Origin of the sequence: Streptomyces sp. NBC_00078, from assembly GCF_026343335.1 — a bacterium.
Taxonomy (GTDB): domain Bacteria; phylum Actinomycetota; class Actinomycetes; order Streptomycetales; family Streptomycetaceae; genus Streptomyces.
In genome coordinates, this window is the sequence record NZ_JAPELX010000001.1 from 7,157,055 (window position 1) to 7,174,937 (window position 17,883).

At 68.2% G+C, this 17,883-nt stretch carries 11 protein-coding genes; 9 read left to right on the forward strand and 2 right to left on the reverse strand.

Annotated elements, in window-relative coordinates; translation table 11 throughout:
- Positions 1-210: 210 nt before the first annotated feature.
- Positions 211-3,483, forward strand: coding sequence for a GH92 family glycosyl hydrolase (locus OOK07_RS33450; RefSeq protein ID WP_266685538.1), 3,273 nt, complete (start codon positions 211-213; stop codon positions 3,481-3,483).
- A gap of 53 nt (positions 3,484-3,536) precedes the next feature.
- Here OOK07_RS33450 and OOK07_RS33455 read toward each other — a convergent pair whose 3' ends face one another.
- On the reverse strand, positions 3,537-4,025 hold the full coding sequence (locus tag OOK07_RS33455) for a carboxymuconolactone decarboxylase family protein (RefSeq protein WP_266800176.1): 489 nt from the start codon (positions 4,023-4,025) through the stop codon (positions 3,537-3,539).
- Between the two features lie 138 nt (positions 4,026-4,163).
- Here OOK07_RS33455 and OOK07_RS33460 point away from each other — a divergent pair, with 138 nt between their 5' ends.
- Positions 4,164-5,102 (forward strand): RNA polymerase sigma-70 factor, encoded by a 939-nt coding sequence (locus OOK07_RS33460; protein ID WP_405670545.1) that lies wholly within the window; start codon positions 4,164-4,166, stop codon positions 5,100-5,102.
- A gap of 52 nt (positions 5,103-5,154) precedes the next feature.
- Here the strand turns inward: OOK07_RS33460 and OOK07_RS33465 are convergent, their stop codons facing one another.
- On the reverse strand, positions 5,155-8,958 hold the full coding sequence (locus tag OOK07_RS33465; RefSeq protein ID WP_266800177.1) for a GH92 family glycosyl hydrolase: 3,804 nt from the start codon (positions 8,956-8,958) through the stop codon (positions 5,155-5,157).
- A 369-nt stretch (positions 8,959-9,327) separates the two neighbouring features.
- Here OOK07_RS33465 and ngcE point away from each other — a divergent pair, with 369 nt between their 5' ends.
- The 7 genes from ngcE (at position 9,328) to OOK07_RS33500 (ending at position 17,849) form a co-directional block, all read left to right on the forward strand.
- The gene (gene ngcE / locus OOK07_RS33470; RefSeq protein WP_266800179.1) at positions 9,328-10,797 is read left to right on the forward strand and encodes an N-acetylglucosamine/diacetylchitobiose ABC transporter substrate-binding protein; all 1,470 of its coding nucleotides are present in this window, start codon (positions 9,328-9,330) and stop codon (positions 10,795-10,797) included.
- 235 nt (positions 10,798-11,032) lie between these two features.
- Positions 11,033-11,959 (forward strand): carbohydrate ABC transporter permease, encoded by a 927-nt coding sequence (locus tag OOK07_RS33475; RefSeq protein WP_266800180.1) that lies wholly within the window; start codon positions 11,033-11,035, stop codon positions 11,957-11,959.
- Between the two features lie 4 nt (positions 11,960-11,963).
- Entirely contained in the window at positions 11,964-12,887 is a 924-nt protein-coding gene (locus OOK07_RS33480; RefSeq protein WP_266685545.1) for a carbohydrate ABC transporter permease, read from the forward strand.
- 182 nt (positions 12,888-13,069) lie between these two features.
- Positions 13,070-14,269, forward strand: a complete 1,200-nt coding sequence (rok7B7, locus tag OOK07_RS33485; protein ID WP_266685547.1) for an ROK family transcriptional regulator — start codon at positions 13,070-13,072, stop codon at positions 14,267-14,269.
- Between the two features lie 133 nt (positions 14,270-14,402).
- Complete coding sequence (locus OOK07_RS33490) at positions 14,403-15,494, forward strand: sugar ABC transporter substrate-binding protein (RefSeq protein WP_266802113.1); 1,092 nt, start codon at positions 14,403-14,405, stop codon at positions 15,492-15,494.
- Positions 15,495-15,744: 250 nt separating this feature from the next.
- The gene (locus OOK07_RS33495) at positions 15,745-16,536 is read left to right on the forward strand and encodes an ATP-binding cassette domain-containing protein (protein WP_266685548.1); all 792 of its coding nucleotides are present in this window, start codon (positions 15,745-15,747) and stop codon (positions 16,534-16,536) included.
- A complete protein-coding gene (locus OOK07_RS33500; RefSeq protein ID WP_266685549.1) occupies positions 16,533-17,849 on the forward strand; it encodes a sugar ABC transporter permease in 1,317 nt (438 codons plus the stop codon). The genes OOK07_RS33495 and OOK07_RS33500 overlap by 4 nt, the downstream gene beginning before the upstream one ends.
- Positions 17,850-17,883: the final 34 nt, after the last annotated feature.

Consider the following 17,883-nt stretch of genomic DNA (forward strand, 5'->3'; position numbering starts at 1 on the left):
CAACGTTGTCTAATGGTCTGCACATGACTCTACCGCCTCAACGGACAACGATGTCAACCCAGTTGACCTGGGTCACCCGACCGGGTGGGGGTGCCGTGCGCGCCTCGCGCCCGTACGCACCCTTCCGTGGTAGGGCTGGCGCACGCTACTGTCCCTGCGGCTTGTGCGACCTGTGATGCGCGACCCGTCCGAAGGAGGAGGGGCCGCGTCATGCGTTTCCGTCCTACGTCCCTGCTGCTCGCCGCCGTACTCGCGGCCGGCGGCACCACCCCGGCCCTGGCGGCCACCGCCGCCCCACCGGACCTCGTCCGGGACCCGGCCTCGTACGTCGACCCGCTCATCGGCACCAGGAACGGCGGCAACGTCTTCCCGGGCGCCGTCACCCCGTTCGGCATGCTCTCCTGGAGCCCCGAGAACACCAGAGGCGACGCCACGCGCACGGCCGCGCCCGGCGGTTACCAATACGACGCCACCCGTATCCGCGGCTTCAGCCTCACCCACATGTCGGGCACCGGCTGTGCGGGCGGCAGCGGCGACATCCCGTTCTTCCCGTACGCCGGTGAGGTCACCTCCTCGCCCGCGAGCGACACCAAGGACGCCGTGTACGCGTCCGACTTCCGTCACGCCGACGAGACGGCCGAGCCAGGCCACTACAAGGTGGGACTGGCCTCCGGGGTCACCGCCGACCTCACGGCGACGGCCCGCACGGGCTCCGGCCGCTTCACCTACCCGGCCGGCAAGCCCGCCTCGCTCCTGATCCGCACAGCCAACTCCGAGGTGGGCTCCACCGATTCGTCGGTCCGCATCGACCCCGCGACCCGCACCGTGTCCGGCTCCGTCACCTCCGGCGACTTCTGCGGATACCTCGACCCCGAGGGCCAACGCCCCTACTACACCCTCTACTTCACCGCCCGCTTCGACCGAGCCTTCAAGTCGGCCGGCACATGGCAGGACGACAGGCTGACCCCGGGGTCGACCTCGGCGAGCGGCGGCACGGGGGGCTTCTCCAAGGGCGGGCGGCCCGTCGCCGGCAAGGGCGCAGGCGGCTACGTCGAGTTCGAGCCCGGCGCAGGGCCGGTCAACGTCAGGGTCGGCATCTCGTACGTCAGCCAGGCGGGCGCCACCGCCAATCTCGCGGCCGAGGACCCGTCGTACCGCTCGTTCGACGCGGTACGGGAGGCCGCCCGCCGGGCCTGGCGCGAGCGGCTGGGCGCCATCCGGGTCGGCGGCGGCACCGATGCCGGGCGCACCACCTTCTACACCGCGCTGTACCACGCGCTCCTCCACCCGAACGTCATCAGCGACACCGACCGCAGATACACCGGCAGCGACGGCCAAGTGCACCGGGTCGCCCGTGGGCACCGGGCCCAGTACGGCACCTTCTCCGGCTGGGACGTCTACCGGGACCAGGTGCAGCTGCTGACCCTCCTCAACCCGCGCACGGGCTCGGACATCGCGCAGTCGCTGTACGAACTCGCCGGACAGAACGGCGGCGTCTGGGACCGCTGGCTGCACGGCGCGAGCGGCACGCACGTCATGAACGGCGACCCCTCACCCACCGCCCTCGCCGGTATCCGCGCCTTCGGCGGCACGGACTTCGACCTGCGCGGTGCCCTGAAGTCGCTCGTCAAGGCGGCCACGGTCCCCACCGGACAGGACCTGTCCTCCGCCGGTAAACCGGTGCTGTCCGTCGGCCAACGGCCCTCCCTCGACAAGTACATGAAGCTGCACTACATGCCGTCCGTCTCCAACGCCTGGGGTGGTGCCGCCGAGACCCTGGAGATGTCCGGCGCCGACTTCTCCCTCTCCCAACTCGCCGCGGCAGCAGGGGAGAAGGACACCTCGGCCGCCTTCGCCGCGCGCTCACAGTGGTGGCAGAACAACTTCGACATCGCCGCCGACCCGACCGGTGGCTACATCGCGGACCGCAAGGCGGACGGCAGCTGGGTCACCGGCTTCACCCCGGCCACCGGCAGCGGCTTCGTCGAGGGTACGGCCGCCCAGTACACCTGGATGGTCCAGCACAACCCGGCCGGCCTGTTCGCGGCGATGGGCGGCAAGGACAAGGCGCTCGCCCGCCTCGACTCCTTCTTCCACGACGCCGACGGCGGCTGGGCCTTCACCGGCAGCGGCGGCGACAAGTCCGAGCTGGACAACGAGCCGTCCATCAACGTGCCCTACCTCTACGACTACGCGGGCGCGCCCTACAAGTCACAGGAGACGGTGCGCGCGGCGATGCGGCAGCTGTGGTCCACCGAACCCGCCGGCATCCCCGGCAACGACGACCTCGGAGCGATGTCCTCCTGGTACGTCTTCTCCGCGCTGGGAATGTACCCCCAGGTGCCGTCCCGTGCCGAACTCGCCCTCGCCTCACCGCTGTTCCCGCGCATCGAGATCGACCGGCCCCACGGCAACGACATCTCCATCCGCGCGAACGGCGCCGCCGCAGACGCTCCGTACATCCACTCCCTGAAGGTCAACGGCCGTACCAGCGAACGGCCTTGGCTGGCGGCCTCCCTCGTGCGCGACGGCGGCACGCTCGACTACACGCTCTCCGGTACGCCGGACAAGGAGTGGGGGAGCGACCCGTCCGACGCCCCGCCCTCCTTCCGCGCGGGCGAGCAGCCGTACCAGATCGGCGTCGGCCCGACCACGGCGACCATCGCTCCGGGCGGCAGCACGAACGTCGGCATCCGAGCCCTGTCGCTGAGCGGCGGCACGGGACCCGAGGTGCGGTTCAAGGCCGAGACACCCGACGGGGTCAGCGCGACTCCCGCCGAAGGGACGGTCGTCGACGGATCACAGGAGATCACTCTCGGCTCGTCCAAGGGCATGAAGCAGGGGTTCTACGACGTCAGGATCACGGTGACCTCGGGCGGCACCTCGTACGAGCAGCCCGTGGCCCTGACGGTGGCCGCTCCCGGCACCCTCCTCGCGGCCTACGACAACACCGGCATCTCGGACGACGAAGGGGAGCACGACGAGGCCGACTTCGACGGCGGCGGCTGGAGCTACTCCCGCCAGGCCCTCATGGCGGCCGGCCTCACACCGGGCGGACACGGCACGGTCGACGGGCTGGCCTTCAACTGGCCGAACTCGCCGAGCGCCCGTCCGGACAACGCGGCGGCGGACGGCCAGACCGTCGAACTCGCCGACCCCGCACGCAAGTTGTCCTTCATCGGCAGCGCGGTCAACGGCGACCAGCAGACCAGGGCCACCATCACCTACTCCGACGGCACCACCGACACGATCGGCCTCGCCTTCACCGACTGGACCGTCGGCGGCGGCGCCGGGGCCGTCCAGTACGGCAACGAGGTCGTCGCGAAGACCGCGTACCGGAATGTCTCGGGCGCGGACAAGGATCCGGTGGCGACCTACGTCTTCGCCACCAGGCCGTTCGCGGCGCCGGAGGGGAAGACGATCGCGGGCGTGACACTGCCACAGAACACGGACCTGCACGTGTTCACCCTCGCGACCGCCTGAGGTCTCCTCCGCCACGCCCGGCACCGGACACCGGGCGTGGCGGTCCCGTGCCTTCAGCCGGCCGTCGCGGCGGCGAACATGCCGACCTCGTAGGAACCGCCCTTCTGGTGCACGATCACGGCGAGCCGGTTGGCCGCGTTGATCTGTGCGACCAGGCAGACCAGCGCGGCGAGCTGGTCGTCGTCGAAGTGCTCCCGCACCCGGTCCCAGGTCCCGTCGGACACGCCCTGGCCGGCGTCGGCGAGCCGGGTCCCCTCCTCGGCGAATGCCAGCGCGGCCCGCTCGGCCTCGGTGAACACGGTGGACTCGCGCCAGGCGGCGGCCAGGTTCAGCCGCAGCGAGGTCTCGCCGGCGGCCGCCATCTCCTTGGTGTGGAAGTCGATGCACCAGCCGCAGCCGTTGATCTGGCTGACCCGCAGCGACACCAGTTCCTGGGTGGAGGCGGGCAGCGGCGACTGCTGGATCACCAGGCTGCTGTTGGCGAACCGCTTGGAGAACTTGCTGGAGATCTCGTTGTCGAAGAGATTGAATCGGGCGTCCATGACCTTGTCCTCACGTGTGGCGTTGTACGGGTCGAACAAGAGATGCCGGCGCCCGGCATCCTGTGACGGGACGACCGTGTGACGTACGCCACCGCCGCCGGGTGTCACACGGGTGCGGTGGCCGGCGTCCTATGCGTGATGTCGTCGAGAGCGAGCAGGCAGGAGCAGCCGGTGAACAGCGAGTACGGGGATCACCCGCCGGACACGGCCACCGATTCGTTCGTCGCCCACCGCAATCTGCTGTTCACGGTTGCCTACGAGATGCTCGGCTCGGCCGCCGACGCGGAGGACGTCCTGCAGGAGACCTGGCTGCGCTGGTCGGGCGTCGAACTCGGCACGGTGCGTGATCACCGCGCCTACCTGGTCCGGATCACCACCCGCCAGGCGCTGAGCCGGCTGCGCACACTCGGCCGCCGCAAGGAGTCCTACGTCGGCACCTGGCTGCCCGCGCCGCTGCTGACCACCCCGGACGTCGCCGAGGACGTGGAGCTGGCGGACAGCGTCTCGATGGCGATGCTGCTGGTGCTGGAGACGCTCACGCCGACCGAGCGGGCGGTGTTCGTGCTGCGCGAGGTGTTCGACCTCGGGTACGACGAGATCGCCGAGGCCGTCGACAAGAACCCGGCCGCGGTGCGCCAGATCGCGCACCGGGCACGCGCCCATGTCGCCGCGCGCCGCCCGCGCGGGGGCGTGTCCCCGGCCGAGACCCGGGACGCGCTCGACGCCTTCCAGCGGGCGGTCCAGACGGGTGACCTGCAGGGACTGCTCGACATCCTCGCGCCGGACGTCGTCTTCCTGGGCGACGGCGGCGGCGTCAGGCAGGCCGTCCTCCAGCCCGTCGTGGGGGCCGACAAGGTGGCGCGTCTGCTGGCGGCGGGGGTGGGCAGGATCCCGCCCCGGTCGCTGCGGCCGGCCCAGGTCAACGGCCTCCCGGCACTGGTCGTCCGCTTCGACGACGAGATCGACACCGTGGTGGCGCTGCGCGTCGACAACGGCCTCATCACCGGCTTCTACGCCGTGCGCAACCCCGCGAAGCTGTCGCACATGGGACAGGAGACCGCACTGAGCCTCCAGTAGCCGGGGGACGCGCCGCGCTCGACGCGTCCCCCAGGGGCCCCAACCCGGCTGCTCAGGCGAGCAGTTCGACCTCCGACACCACCGCCTCGCCGTCGAGGACCAGACGGTACTTCCCGTACGTGCCCGGAGACTGGACGGTGAACGCGCGTGTCTGCCGGTCCCATCGGAAGGACTCGCCGGACCGGATGTCCAGGGTCTTCCAGGTGGTCCCGTCGTCCGAGCCCTGGAGCGTCCAGCCGGTCGGCGCCAGGGCGCGGTCGGCGGACGAGGTCACCGTGTACTGGAGGCCCTTGACCGCCCCGGAGACCGGCAGGTCCACGGACGTCACGGTGGCGTCCGTCGCCGACGTGTTGTCGAACAGCGCCCCGTCACCCTTCAGCACGTCCGCACGAGGCGTCGGCACCTTGTCGTCCTGCGTGATCGACACGGGCGCCGCACCCTTGCCCGTGCCCCAGGACGAGGGCTTCGGCCCCAGGTCGAAGTCCAGGACGCCGCCCTTCTCCAGCAGCGAGTGAGGGAGCGAAGTCCTCGTCCACGTACGGCCGTTGACCTTCAGCCCCTGCACGTACACGTTCTTCGCGCAGTTCTTCGGCGCCTTGACGACGAGGTCGTGCCCGTTCTCCAGGTGCACCGTCGCCTTCTTGAACAGCGGGGAGCCGATCGCGTACTCGCCGCTGCCCATCACCAGCGGATAGAAGCCGAGCGAGGAGAACAGGTACCAGGCCGACTGCTCGCCGTTGTCCTCGTCGCCGTGGTAGCCCTGCCCGATCTCGCTGCCGGTGTACAGGCGGGAGAGCACCTCACGGACGTTCTTCTGCGCCTTGTACGGCTCGCCCGCAGCGTCGTACATGTAGTTGACGTGGTGCGCGACCTGGTTGGAGTGCCCGTACTGGCCCATCCGGACGTCCCGCGCCTCGGTCATCTCGTGGATGACACCGCCGTAGGAGCCGACGAAGTCCGGGGACGCCGTCTCCGGGGTGGCGAAGTACTCGTCGAGCTTGTCCGCGAGCCCCTTGCGGCCGCCGTACAGGTTGGCCAGGCCCCGGCTGTCCTGCGGGGCGGTGAAGGCGTAGCCCCAGCCGTCGGTCTCCGTGTAGTCGTAACCCCACACGCGCGGGTCGTACGTGGCGGAGTCCACCCGCCAGTGGCCCCCCGCGTCCTTGCCCTGGAAGAAGCCCGCCCTGGGGTCGAAGAGGTTCACATAGTCCCGGGCGCGGTTGAGGAAGTACTCCGACTCCTCGTTGTAGCGCCTCTCGCCCGTCTTTTTGTAGAGGGCCTGCCCCATCCGCGCGATGCCGTAGTCGTTGACGTAGCCCTCCATCGCCCACGACAGGCCCTCGCCGGTGTCGGTGCTCGTGTAGCCGAGGAAGGGCGAGGTCGCCATGCCCTTGCGGCCCACGCCCGACGCCGGCGGCACGACCGTCGCGTTCTTCACGGCAGCGTCGTAGGCCGCCTTCGCGTCGAAGTGGACGCCCTTGACGTACGCGTCCGCGAAGGCCACGTCCGAGGAGGTGCCGGTCATCAGGTCCGCGTAGCCGGGGGAGGACCAGCGCGAGGTCCAGCCGCCGTCCTTGTACTGCTGCACGAACCCGTCGACCATCTCGCCCGCCTGAGAGGGCGTCAGGAAGGAGTACGCCGGCCAGGTGGTCCGATAGGTGTCCCAGAAGCCGTTGTTGACGTACACCTTGCCGTCCACGATCTCCGCGCCGGTGTGGGTCGGGGTGTCGGGGCCCGGCATCGGCGAGAACGGCGAGGCGTACTGGTCCTTCGAACCGACCTTCTCGAAGCCGGAGTTGGGGTACAGGTACAGCCTGTACATGCTGGAGTAGAGGGTGGTGAGCTGGTCCGGCGTCGCACCCTCGACCTCGACCTTGCCGAGCAGCCTGTCCCAGGTGTGCCGGGCGCGGTTCTTCACCGTGTCGAAGGACGTGCCGTCCGGGATCTCCTGGCGGAGGTTGTCCTTGGCCTGGTCGACGCTGATCAGCGAGGTGGCGAGGCGGAGGGTGACCGTGCGGCCGGAGCCCGCGTCGAACCGCAGGTAGCCCTTGACCCCGCTGGAGGACCCGTCCTTCACCGGCTTGTCGAACGCGCCGTACACGAACAGCCGGGTCGCCCCCGTCGACAGCCCGGACTTCACGTCCGAGTAGCCGGTGACGACCCCGTTCTCCTTGTCGAGGGTGAGCCCCGCCTGCTCCGTCACGTTGTCGAAGACGACGCTCGCGTCGTCGCCCGGGTAGGTGAAGCGCAGGGCGGCCGCGTGGTCGGTCGGGGTCATCTCGGCCTTCAGACCGTTCTCGAACCGCACCCCGTAGTAGTACGGCCGCGCGGTCTCGTTCTCGTGCCGGAAGGCCAGCTCCCGCGCCTGACGGCCGGTGTCCGGGGTGCCGGACGCGGCGGACGGCATCACCTGGAAGGTCTGCCGGTCGCCCATCCAAGGGCTCGGCTCGTGGCTCGCGCTGAAGGCCTGGATCGTCGGCAGGTTGTCGTCGTTGTTGGCCCGCGCGTAGTCGTACAGCCAGCTCAGCGAGGACGCGTTGGTCACCGGCGTCCAGAAGTTGAAGCCGTGCGGCACGGCGGTCGCGGGGAAGTTGTTGCCGCGCGAGAAGCCGCCGCTGGAGTTGGTGCCGCGGGTGGTGAGGGCGTAGTCGGACAGATGGGCCTTCGGCTTCCCGGGTGCCACGCTCAGAATCGAGATGTCGTCCAGCCAGCCGCGGAACTCCGCCGGGCCCTTGGGGGAGTCGTACGCCACCAGGATCCGGTCGACGGTCCTGCCGGCCGCGACGGACCCGATCCGTGAGACGACGTTGTTCCACTGGTTGACGTAGAGGATCTTGGCCGCGCCCTGCGCCTGCGGCGAGAGCCCGAAGCCGTGCTGGTCACTCGCGCCCAGGCCGCTCAGATAGGTGCCGTCCGTGAAGGCCAGGTCGACGGAGACATTCGTGGCGTCGTAGTCCCGGTCGCCGTCCGCCATGGACGGGAAGATCCGGTACGACAGCTCGGTGTCCCGGCCGACGGCCACGTTCACGTCGAAGATCTTGTTGTACGAGTACGCCCGCCCGTCGACGGTGTGCCGACCGGCGTAGCGCAGGGCCCTCTTTCCGGTGAATCCGGCGCCCGCCTTCGCGGTGGGCGACCCGCTCGGGCCGCGGTCGACCAGCGAGAGCATGTCCTGCGGCACCGGGCCGCCGCTGCCGCCCGTGGAGAACTGCACGTCGGCGAGTTGCAGGATGTCGTCGGCGCCGTTGTTTTTCGTGATGTCGAGCCGGAAGTGCTGGTACTCGGCGGGCTCGGCCAGGTCGTAGGACTTCGTCTGGAAGCGCTCGGCGAAGGACTCGCCGGTGCGGCTGTCGAGGGTCTTCCAGTCCTTGCCGTCGGTGGAGCCCTGCAGGGTCCAGTCCTTCGGGTCGCGCTCGGCGGAGTCGTTGGCCGAGGTGAGCGCGTACGTCACGAGCCTGACCGGCTTGTCCAGGTCGAACTCGGCCCAGCCGGTGGGCGCGAACGTCAGCCACTTGGTGCCGGACTCGCCGTCGACGAGGTTCTCCTTCACCTCGCCGCCGCCCGTGTTCTCGGCACTGGCCCGCACGTCCGTCACATGGTCGGTGACGTTGCCCGGGATGCCGCTGCTGTAGCCGCCGTCGACGCCCGAGGCCCGCTTGCCGCCGTCCGGTGCCGTGTCGACCGTGTTCAGCCAGTCCGGCGCCGGGTCACCCGCCTCGAACGAGGACGCGAACCCCTTGTCGGCGGCCTTCGCCTGCGCCGGCAGCGCGGTCGCCGCCCCCTGCGAGCCGATCGCCAAGGCAAAGGCGGCCGCGAACACGACCGCCGGACCCCAGCTGTGCCGAGCTCTGTGCCGCATACGCCAGCACCCTCCCTGCGGTCATTAGGACAACGTTGTCAACTTCGACGCGCAGAGACCAGTAGTGGGCCAAGTGGCCAGTGATGTCAAGGGTGTTGCCTGTGGCATTCGGGGCCTATGTCGCGGATTTTTCCGGCAAGGTGGTCACAGGCGCCTCATATTTCCTGGAGGTCTCAACTCGGATAAGACCATTGGCCAACCTTGCATTCGATCTTGCTCCGTTGGCGGGAAGTGGACTATACCTGTCGGCGATTCATCCGATCCGTTCTTCACGATCCGCACTTCCTGCACGACCCTGCTTGACCTGACCGCGGTGCCGGGGAGGATCCGGTTCACCGCCTGAGTCCTGGAGAAGGCGAGGACTTGAGCATGGGATCCACTTCCGCCGAGAACACCGGCGCGGAAAACACCGGCGCACGGGGTGTCGGCCGCCGCGATCTGATCAAGCGGTCGGCCGCGCTCGGACTGATCTCCGTACCCACGATGAGCTTCCTGTCGGCGTGTGCCAGCAGCGGCGGCGGCGACAGCGGCGACAAGGCCAAGGCGGGCAAGAAGACCGCCAAGAACCCGCTGGGCGTCAACGACACCGCGGGTATGGAGTTCGTCCTCTTCGACGGCGGCTTCGGCAAGGAGTACGCCCAGGACGCCGTGAGGATCTACGAGAAGAACTTCCCGAAGGTGAAGGTGAAGTTCTCCGCGACCCAGAAGATCCAGTCCACCCTGCAGCCCCGCTTCAACCAGGGGACTCCGCCGGACCTGATCGACAACTCCGGCGCCGAGCAGATGGACATGGGCGTCCTCGTCGGCAAGAAGCAGCTCGCCGACCTCACCCCGCTGCTTGACGCCCCGTCCTACGACGACCCGAACAAGAAGGTCCGCGACACGCTGCGCCCCGGCATCGTGGAGATGGGCCAGTTCGACGGCGACCCGGTCTGGATCATGTACTACGCCTACACGGTGTACGGCGTCTGGTATTCGCAGAAGGCCCTGGAGTCGCTCGACGCGGAGTACCCCAAGACCTGGGACGAGATGCTCGCCGTGTGCGAGAAGGCCAAGAAGAAGGGCATGGCGGGCTGGACGTACGCGGGCAAGTACCCGTACTACATCCCCTTCTCGCTCTACCCCATGATCGGCAAGGTCGGCGGCCGCGAGGTCCTCGACGCCATCGACAACCTTGAGCCGAACGCCTGGAAGCACCCGGCCGTCAAGGCGTGTTTCGACGCCTACTACGAGCTCTACAAGAAGGGCTACATCCTCAAGGGCACCCCCGGCCTGGACCACATCCAGTCGCAGACCGCGTGGGCCAAGGGCAAGGCGCTGTTCATCCCGAACGGCTCCTGGGTGGAGAACGAGTCGGCGAACGTCATCCCCAAGGACTTCAACCTCGCCGTCTCCGCGCCCACCGGCATCGACAGCTCCGACAAGCTGCCCTTCGGTACGATCTGGGCGTCCGGCGGTGAGCCCTTCATCGTGCCGGCCAAGGCGAAGAACCCCGAGGGCGGCATGGAGCAGCTGCGCATCATGCTCAGCGAGGCATCCTCGAAGAACTTCACCAGCAAGGTGAAGTCGCTGACGGCGTACAACGGCGGCACCTCCGGGATCTCCCTGACCCCGGGCCTCACCTCCGGTGTCGCGGCGCTCAAGCTCGCCGGCCAGAACGTGCTGAATCCGCGGCTGCAGGACTGGTACGTGCAGTTGCAGAAGGAGCAGATCGGTGTCGCGGGCCTCGGCGAGATGATGGCCGGGCGGGCGACGCCGGCCGAGACGATCAAGAAGATCCAGGGCTTCGCCGACGCGGCCGCGAAGGACACGTCGATCAAGCACTACAAGCACCAGTGAGGGTCCGTCACAGGGCCTGTCCGGCGGATCAGGCCGGCTGCAGGAGACTGCTCGTCTCAGCCGCCCCGAGCGGGGTCTGGTGCGTGCAGCTGCAAGGCGGAGGAGGGAGTCGACGCGGAGCGTCGGCGACCGACGACAACGCTGCAGATGTGCGTGCCAGGGCCCGCGACGCCGGCATGATCCGCCGGCCAGGCCCTGGGCGGCAGCACCCGCCCAGAGATCGGGGTAGGTAGTAATGCAGCACGGCAAGTACCGGTTCATCGTGGGGTTTCTGGCGCTGCCCCTGGGGCTGTACGCGCTTTTCGTCGTCTGGCCTTTCATCCAGTCCATCTACTACTCGTTCACGGACTGGACCGGCCTGAGTCCCGAATTCAAGATGGTCGGCTTCGACAACTACAAAAGGATGCTCGACGACGACATCTTCTGGAAGTCGTTGCAGCACAGCCTGCTGTTCGCGTTGGTGCTGCCGTTGGTGACGATCAGTCTGGCGTTGTTCTTCGCCTTCATGATCAATGTGGGCGGACGGAGAAGGAGGGGCGGCCCGGTGATCTCCGGAGTCCGGGGCTCCTCCTTCTACAAGATCGTCTATTTCTTCCCGCAGGTGCTCTCGATCGCGATCGTCGCCCTGCTGTTCGCCTTCGCCTACAACCCGGACAGCGGCGCGATCAACTCCCTGCTGCGCGGAATCGGGCTCGGCAGCATCCAGCCGCTCTGGCTGGGCGATCCGAGCCTCGCCCTGTGGTGCGTGATGGCCGTGCTCGTCTGGTCCACTGTCGGCTTCTTCGTGGTCCTCTTCTCCGCCGGTATGGCCTCCATCCCGGCGGACCTGTACGAGGCCGCGCTGCTGGACGGTGCGAACCGCGTCAGCACGTTCTTCCGGATCACCCTGCCGCTGCTGTGGGACACCGTGCAGTCCGGCTGGGTCTACATGGGCATCCTCGCGCTGGGCGCCGAGTCCTTCGCGGTCGTACAGATCATGACGACCGGGCCGGGCGGTCCCGACTACTCGACCACCGTCATGGTCCTGTACGTGTACCAGAAGGCGTTCCGTGACGGGCAGGCCGCCTACGCCACCACCATCGGCGTCGCCCTGCTCGTCGTCACGCTGGCCTTCGCGGCGCTCGTGATGCGGCTGGGCCGGCGCGAGCGGCTGGAGTACTGATCACATGAAGACGACACAGACCCCCGCCCCCGTGCCGGCCGAGTCCGGCGCCACCGTCAGCAAGGTCGACGCCCCGGCTGCCCGGCCCGTGAAGGAGAAGAAGGAAGGAAGCGTTCTCAACGTCTTCTCCCACGGGATGCTCATCCTCTGGGCGTTCATGGTCGTCATGCCGCTGCTGTGGGCCGTGATGACGTCCTTCAAGGACGACAACTCCATCTTCAGCTCGCCCTGGGCGCTGCCCGACAAGCTGCACTTCGACAACTGGGCGCGGGCCTGGACCGACGCCAACATGAGCGACTACTTCCTCAACACCGTTCTGGTGGTGGCGGGTTCGCTCATCGGCACCCTGGTGCTGGGCTCGATGGCGGCCTACGTGCTCGCCAGGTTCGACTTCCCGGGCAACCGCTTCATCTACTACCTGTTCATCGGCGGCATGAGCTTCCCGATCATGCTCGCGCTGGTCCCGCTGTTCTACGTCGTGAACAACATGGGCCTCCTGAACACCATCCACGGTCTGATCCTCGTCTACATCGCCTACTCGCTGCCCTTCACGGTCTTCTTCCTGACCGCGTTCTTCCGCACCCTGCCGACCTCGGTGGCGGAGGCGGCCTTCGTCGACGGGGCCTCGCACAGCCGGACGTTCTTCCAGATCATGCTGCCGATGGCCAAGCCCGGCCTGATCAGCGTGGGGATCTTCAACTTCCTCGGCCAGTGGAACCAGTACATGCTGCCGACGGTGCTCAACACCGACCCGGACAAGCGGGTGCTGACGCAGGGGCTGGTGCAGCTCGCGGCCAGCCAGGGCTACAAGGGTGACTGGTCCGGCCTCTTCGCCGGCCTGGTGATGGCGATGCTGCCGGTTCTGGTGGCGTACATCGTCTTCCAGCGGCAGGTGGTGCAGGGGCTGACCGCGGGCGCGCTCAAGTAGCACCGGACGGCTTGTGGACGCGCCGCCCCTGGTTCCCCGGGGGCGGCGCTCACGTATGTGAACAGGGACCCCGATACGGTTCAACCTCTTGACGGGAGGTGACCCGAACGGCTCAGCTTAGAGTTCACTAGTTGGACATAGAGGGGGCCTCATAGAAGCGGTCCCGCGCGCAGGAGGTCGTCGTGGAGACTCCGGGGTCGCAGTCGTCACTGCACCGAGCCAACCTTGAGCGGGTCGTACGGGCCGTACGGCTGGCCGGGTCGCTCACGCAGGCGGAGATCGCCAGGACCACAGGGCTGTCCGCCGCGACCGTCTCCAACATCGTCCGCGAGCTCAAGGACGGCGGAACAGTCGAGGTCACGCCCACTTCGGCAGGTGGCCGCAGGGCCCGCAGCGTCTCCCTGAGCGGGGACGCCGGCATTGTCATCGGCGTGGACTTCGGGCACACGCATCTGCGCGTGGCGGTCGGCAACCTCGCCCACCAGGTGCTGGCCGAGGAGTCCGAGCCGCTCGACGTGGACGCCTCCTCGACACAGGGCTTCGACCGGGCGGAAGAGCTGGTCAATCGCCTGATTGCAGCAACGGGCGTCGACCGGTCCAAGGTCGCCGGTGTGGGCGTCGGCGTGCCCGGCCCGATCGACGTGGAGTCCGGCAGCCTCGGCTCGACCGCCATCCTGCCGGGCTGGACCGGCACCAAGCCCGCCGAGGAGCTGCGCGAGCGGCTCGGCGTGCCCGTGCACGTGGACAACGACGCCAACCTCGGCGCCCTCGGTGAGCTGGTCTGGGGCAGCGGCAGGGGTGTCCGCGACCTCGCCTACATCAAGGTCGCGAGCGGCGTCGGCGCCGGCCTGGTGATCGACGGAAAGATCTACCGCGGCCCGGGTGGCACAGCGGGAGAAATCGGTCATATTACTCTTGACGAATCCGGCCCTGTCTGCCGCTGTGGAAACCGGGGCTGTCTGGAGACCTTCGCGGCCGCGCGCTATGTGCTGCCGCTCCTCCAGTCCAGCCATGGGACCGACCTGACGATGGAAGGCGTCGTGCGGCTGGCCAGGGACGGAGACCCGGGTTGTCGTCGGGTGATCGCCGACGTCGGCCGACATATCGGCAGTGGAGTCGCCAATCTCTGCAATCTGCTGAACCCGAGCAGGGTGGTCCTCGGTGGTGATCTCGCCGAGGCCGGTGAGCTGGTGCTCGGGCCGATAAGGGAGTCTGTCGGCCGCTACGCGATCCCCAGCGCGGCGCGTCAACTCTCCGTTCTCCCGGGGGCACTTGGGGGCCGTGCGGAGGTGCTTGGAGCGCTTGCTCTCGCACTCAGCGAGATGGGCGATTCGACCCTTTTGGACGGCACACTCGCTTCGGCGACCCCTGCCTTCACTTAGAGAACGGATGGCACCGTTGCCATCTCGTTAAGGATTTACTTCTTGACGTCGCACGTGTGGCCGAGTTGACTTCCAGCCACCTCGGCCGCACCGTCGCGGCCTCGTCAGGGAGGTTTCCCAAGTGAACACGCTCATGCGCCGCGCAGCCGTGACCGTCGTGGTCTCGGCGCTCGCTGTCTCGGCCGCAGCCTGTGGCAAGGCCGGCGACAAGAAGGACAGCGGTTCCAGCGCCAGCTCCGGCAGTGGCAGCAAGTCGATCGGCCTGCTCCTGCCCGACAACGTCACCGCGCGGTACGAGAAGTTCGACAAGCCGTACTTCCAGGCAAAGGTCAAGGAGCTGTGCAGCGACTGCACCGTCTCCTACGCCAACGCCGCGGCGGACCCGACCAAGCAGGCTCAGCAGATGAGCAGCATGGTCACCAAGGGCGTCAAGGTCATCGTGATCTCCGCCCAGGACTCCGCCGCCATCAAGTCCTCCATCCAGTCCGCGACCAGCAAGGGCGTCAAGGTCGTCGCGTACGACCGTCTGGCCCAGGGCCCGATCTCCGCGTACGTCTCCTTCGACAACGTCAAGGTCGGCCAGCTCCAGGGCCAGGCGCTGCTCGACGCGCTCGGCTCCAAGGCGACCCCCAAGGCGAAGGTCGTCATGATCAACGGTGACGACGCCGACCCGAACGCCGCCCAGTTCAAGCAGGGTGCGCACAAGGTCCTCGACGGCAAGGTCAACATCGCCTACGAGCAGTCCGGCCTGTGGAAGGACACCGTCGCCGCGCAGAAGATGTCCGCGGCCATCACCCAGCTGGGCGCCAAGAACATCGCCGGCGTCTACGCCGCCAACGACGGCATGGCCGGTGGTATCGCCAACACCCTCAAGGGCGCCGGCATCAGCGGCATCCCGCTGACCGGTCAGGACGCCGAGCTCGCGGCCATCCAGCGGATCGTCTCCAACACCCAGTCGGCGACCGTCTACAAGCCCTACAAGGGCGAGGCCGACAACGCCGCCGAACTCGCGGTCAACCTGCTCCAGGGCAAGGACATCAAGTCCCTCGCCGACACCACGGTGACCAGCGGTTCCGGTGACAAGGTGCAGGCCAAGCTGCTGACCCCGATCTCGGTGACCGTGAAGAACATCAAGGACACGGTCGTCAAGGACGGTCTCTACACCGTCGCCCAGATCTGCACCCCGACCTACGCCACCGCGTGCAAGAAGGCCGGCCTGCAGTAAAAGGCGCCCGAGCCCCGGGACGGGGTCCCTCGCGGACCCGCCCCGGCGGCGGCGGGCACAGAGCCTGTCCGGCGCTCGCCGCGCCTACCAACCCCGCTGCGGGGCGGGCGCCGGACAGAAACACCGCGCACACAGCCGTTGCCAAGAGGCACCGCAGACGCGCAATTTCGACCTATACGACAGTGCTCACAGCACATCCCTCCGCGCCCTACCCCAAGCGCGGTACCCCGCCGGTCAGGCGGCGAAGGAGATGGTTCACGTGTCCGCTACGCCTGTGTTGGCGTTGCGCGGAGTCTCCAAGCGATTCGGTGCGGTGCAGGCACTCACCGAGGTCGAACTGGAGGTCCACGCCGGAGAAGTGGTCGCCCTGGTCGGCGACAACGGCGCCGGAAAGTCCACGCTGGTCAAGACGATCGCCGGTGTGCATCCCATCGATGAGGGCGTCATCGAGTGGGAGGGCAAGCCGGTCAGCATCACCCGGCCGCACGACGCACAGGGACTCGGTGTCGCGACGGTCTACCAGGACCTCGCGCTCTGCGACAACCTCGACGTGGTCGGCAACCTCTACCTCGGACGTGAGCTGCTGCACCGCGGCGTCATCGACGAGGTCACGATGGAGAAGAAGGCGCGCGAACTGCTGAGCACGCTCTCCATCCGCATCCCGAGCGTGCGCATCCCGATCGCCAGCCTCTCCGGCGGTCAGCGCCAGGTCGTCGCCATCGCGCGCGCCCTGATCGGCGACCCCAAGGTCGTCATCCTCGACGAGCCCACCGCCGCACTCGGCGTCGAGCAGACCGCGCAGGTCCTCGACCTCGTCGAGCGGCTGCGCGAGCAGAACCTCGCCGTCATCCTCATCAGCCACAACATGGCCGATGTGAAGGCTGTCGCCGACACCGTCGCCGTACTGCGGCTGGGCAGGAACAACGGTTCCTTCTCGGTGAAGAACACCAGTCAGGAAGAGATCATCTCCGCGATCACGGGTGCCACGGACAACGCCGTCACCCGCCGTGCGGGGCGTCGCAGCACGGAGGCGGCACAGTGAGCGACACATCCAAGGTTTCCAAGGCGGCCGCCGAGACGCAGACGGTGGCCGCGGCCACCGACGACCCCACGGCCGCGTCGATCGCCACGGTCGACCCCCGTCTGCTGGTCCGCGAAGAGGGCTTCAAGGGCTACTGGACGGAGTTCACGCGCAAGGTCAAGGGTGGTGAGCTGGGCTCGCTGCCGGTGGTGGTCGGCCTGATCGTCATCTGGACGATCTTCCAGCTGCAGAACGACCGCTTCCTCAGCGCCGACAACGTCTCGAACATCAGCTACTACATGTCGGCCACCGGCATGCTCGCCATCGGCCTGGTGTTCGTCCTGCTGCTCGGCGAGATCGACCTGTCGGTCGGTTCGGTCAGCGGTCTGGGCTCCACCCTGTTCGCGGTGTTCGTGGTCTCACACGGCATGAACCCCTGGCTGTCGCTGGTCCTCGCGGTCCTCACGGGTATCGGTATCGGCGCGCTGCAGGGCTGGTTCTTCGCGAAGATCGGCGTACCCGCCTTCGTGGTCACCCTGGCCGGCTTCCTCGGCTGGAACGGCCTGATGCTCTGGCTGCTGGGTTCCAGCGGCACCATCAACATCCCGTCCGACTCCGGTCCGGTCCACCTGCTGGGCCAGAGCTCGTTCTTCATGGACCAGGCCATCATCGGCGCCTACCTGCTGGCCGGCCTCGGTGTGGTGCTGATGCTCGTCGGCAACTTCAGCGAGCAGCGCCGCCGCAAGGCCGCGGGCGTGCCGTTCCGGCCGACCACCGAGATCCTGGTGCGCGTCGGCGCGCTGGCGATCGCGTCCTTCGTCGCCGCGGCAGTGCTGAACAACGCGTCCGGTGTCTCCAACGCGCTGGTGATCTTCCTGGCGGCACTGGTGGTCGTGGACTTCGTGCTGCGTCGTACGACGTACGGCCGCAAGGTGTTCGCGGTCGGCGGCGGCATCGAGGCGGCCCGCCGTGCCGGTATCAACGTGCCGCTGATCCGCATCACGGTGTTCGCCATCTCGGGTGGCTTCGCGGCGGTCGGCGGTATGTTCTTCGCCGGCCAGACCGCGAGCGCGACGCTGAGCGCCGGCGGCGGCAACACCCTGATGCTCGCCATCGCCGCGGCGGTCATCGGCGGTACGTCGCTGTTCGGCGGCCGGGGCTCGGTCTGGTCCGCCCTGCTGGGCATGCTGGTCATCCAGTCGATCCAGACCGGCCTGGACCTGCTCAACATGAACACGTCCATCCAGTACATGATCACCGGCGCGGTCCTGCTGGGTGCCGTGGTCATCGACTCCGTGTCCCGCAGGAGCCAGAAGGCGGCCGGCCGCGCCTAGCACGGCTTTCCGAATCTGTGCCCGGCACCCATGG

What these genes read in the sequence shown, in the direction of transcription:
- OOK07_RS33450 (WP_266685538.1), top strand. Translation starts at nt 211, where the DNA reads ATGCGTTTCCGTCCTACGTCCCTGCTGCTCGCCGCCGTACTCGCGGCC.
- OOK07_RS33455 (WP_266800176.1), bottom strand. Translation starts at nt 4,025, where the DNA reads ATGGACGCCCGATTCAATCTCTTCGACAACGAGATCTCCAGCAAGTTC.
- OOK07_RS33460 (WP_405670545.1), top strand. Translation starts at nt 4,164, where the DNA reads ATGTCGTCGAGAGCGAGCAGGCAGGAGCAGCCGGTGAACAGCGAGTAC.
- OOK07_RS33465 (WP_266800177.1), bottom strand. Translation starts at nt 8,958, where the DNA reads ATGCGGCACAGAGCTCGGCACAGCTGGGGTCCGGCGGTCGTGTTCGCG.
- ngcE (WP_266800179.1), top strand. Translation starts at nt 9,328, where the DNA reads ATGGGATCCACTTCCGCCGAGAACACCGGCGCGGAAAACACCGGCGCA.
- OOK07_RS33475 (WP_266800180.1), top strand. Translation starts at nt 11,033, where the DNA reads ATGCAGCACGGCAAGTACCGGTTCATCGTGGGGTTTCTGGCGCTGCCC.
- OOK07_RS33480 (WP_266685545.1), top strand. Translation starts at nt 11,964, where the DNA reads ATGAAGACGACACAGACCCCCGCCCCCGTGCCGGCCGAGTCCGGCGCC.
- OOK07_RS33490 (WP_266802113.1), top strand. Translation starts at nt 14,403, where the DNA reads ATGCGCCGCGCAGCCGTGACCGTCGTGGTCTCGGCGCTCGCTGTCTCG.
- OOK07_RS33495 (WP_266685548.1), top strand. Translation starts at nt 15,745, where the DNA reads ATGGTTCACGTGTCCGCTACGCCTGTGTTGGCGTTGCGCGGAGTCTCC.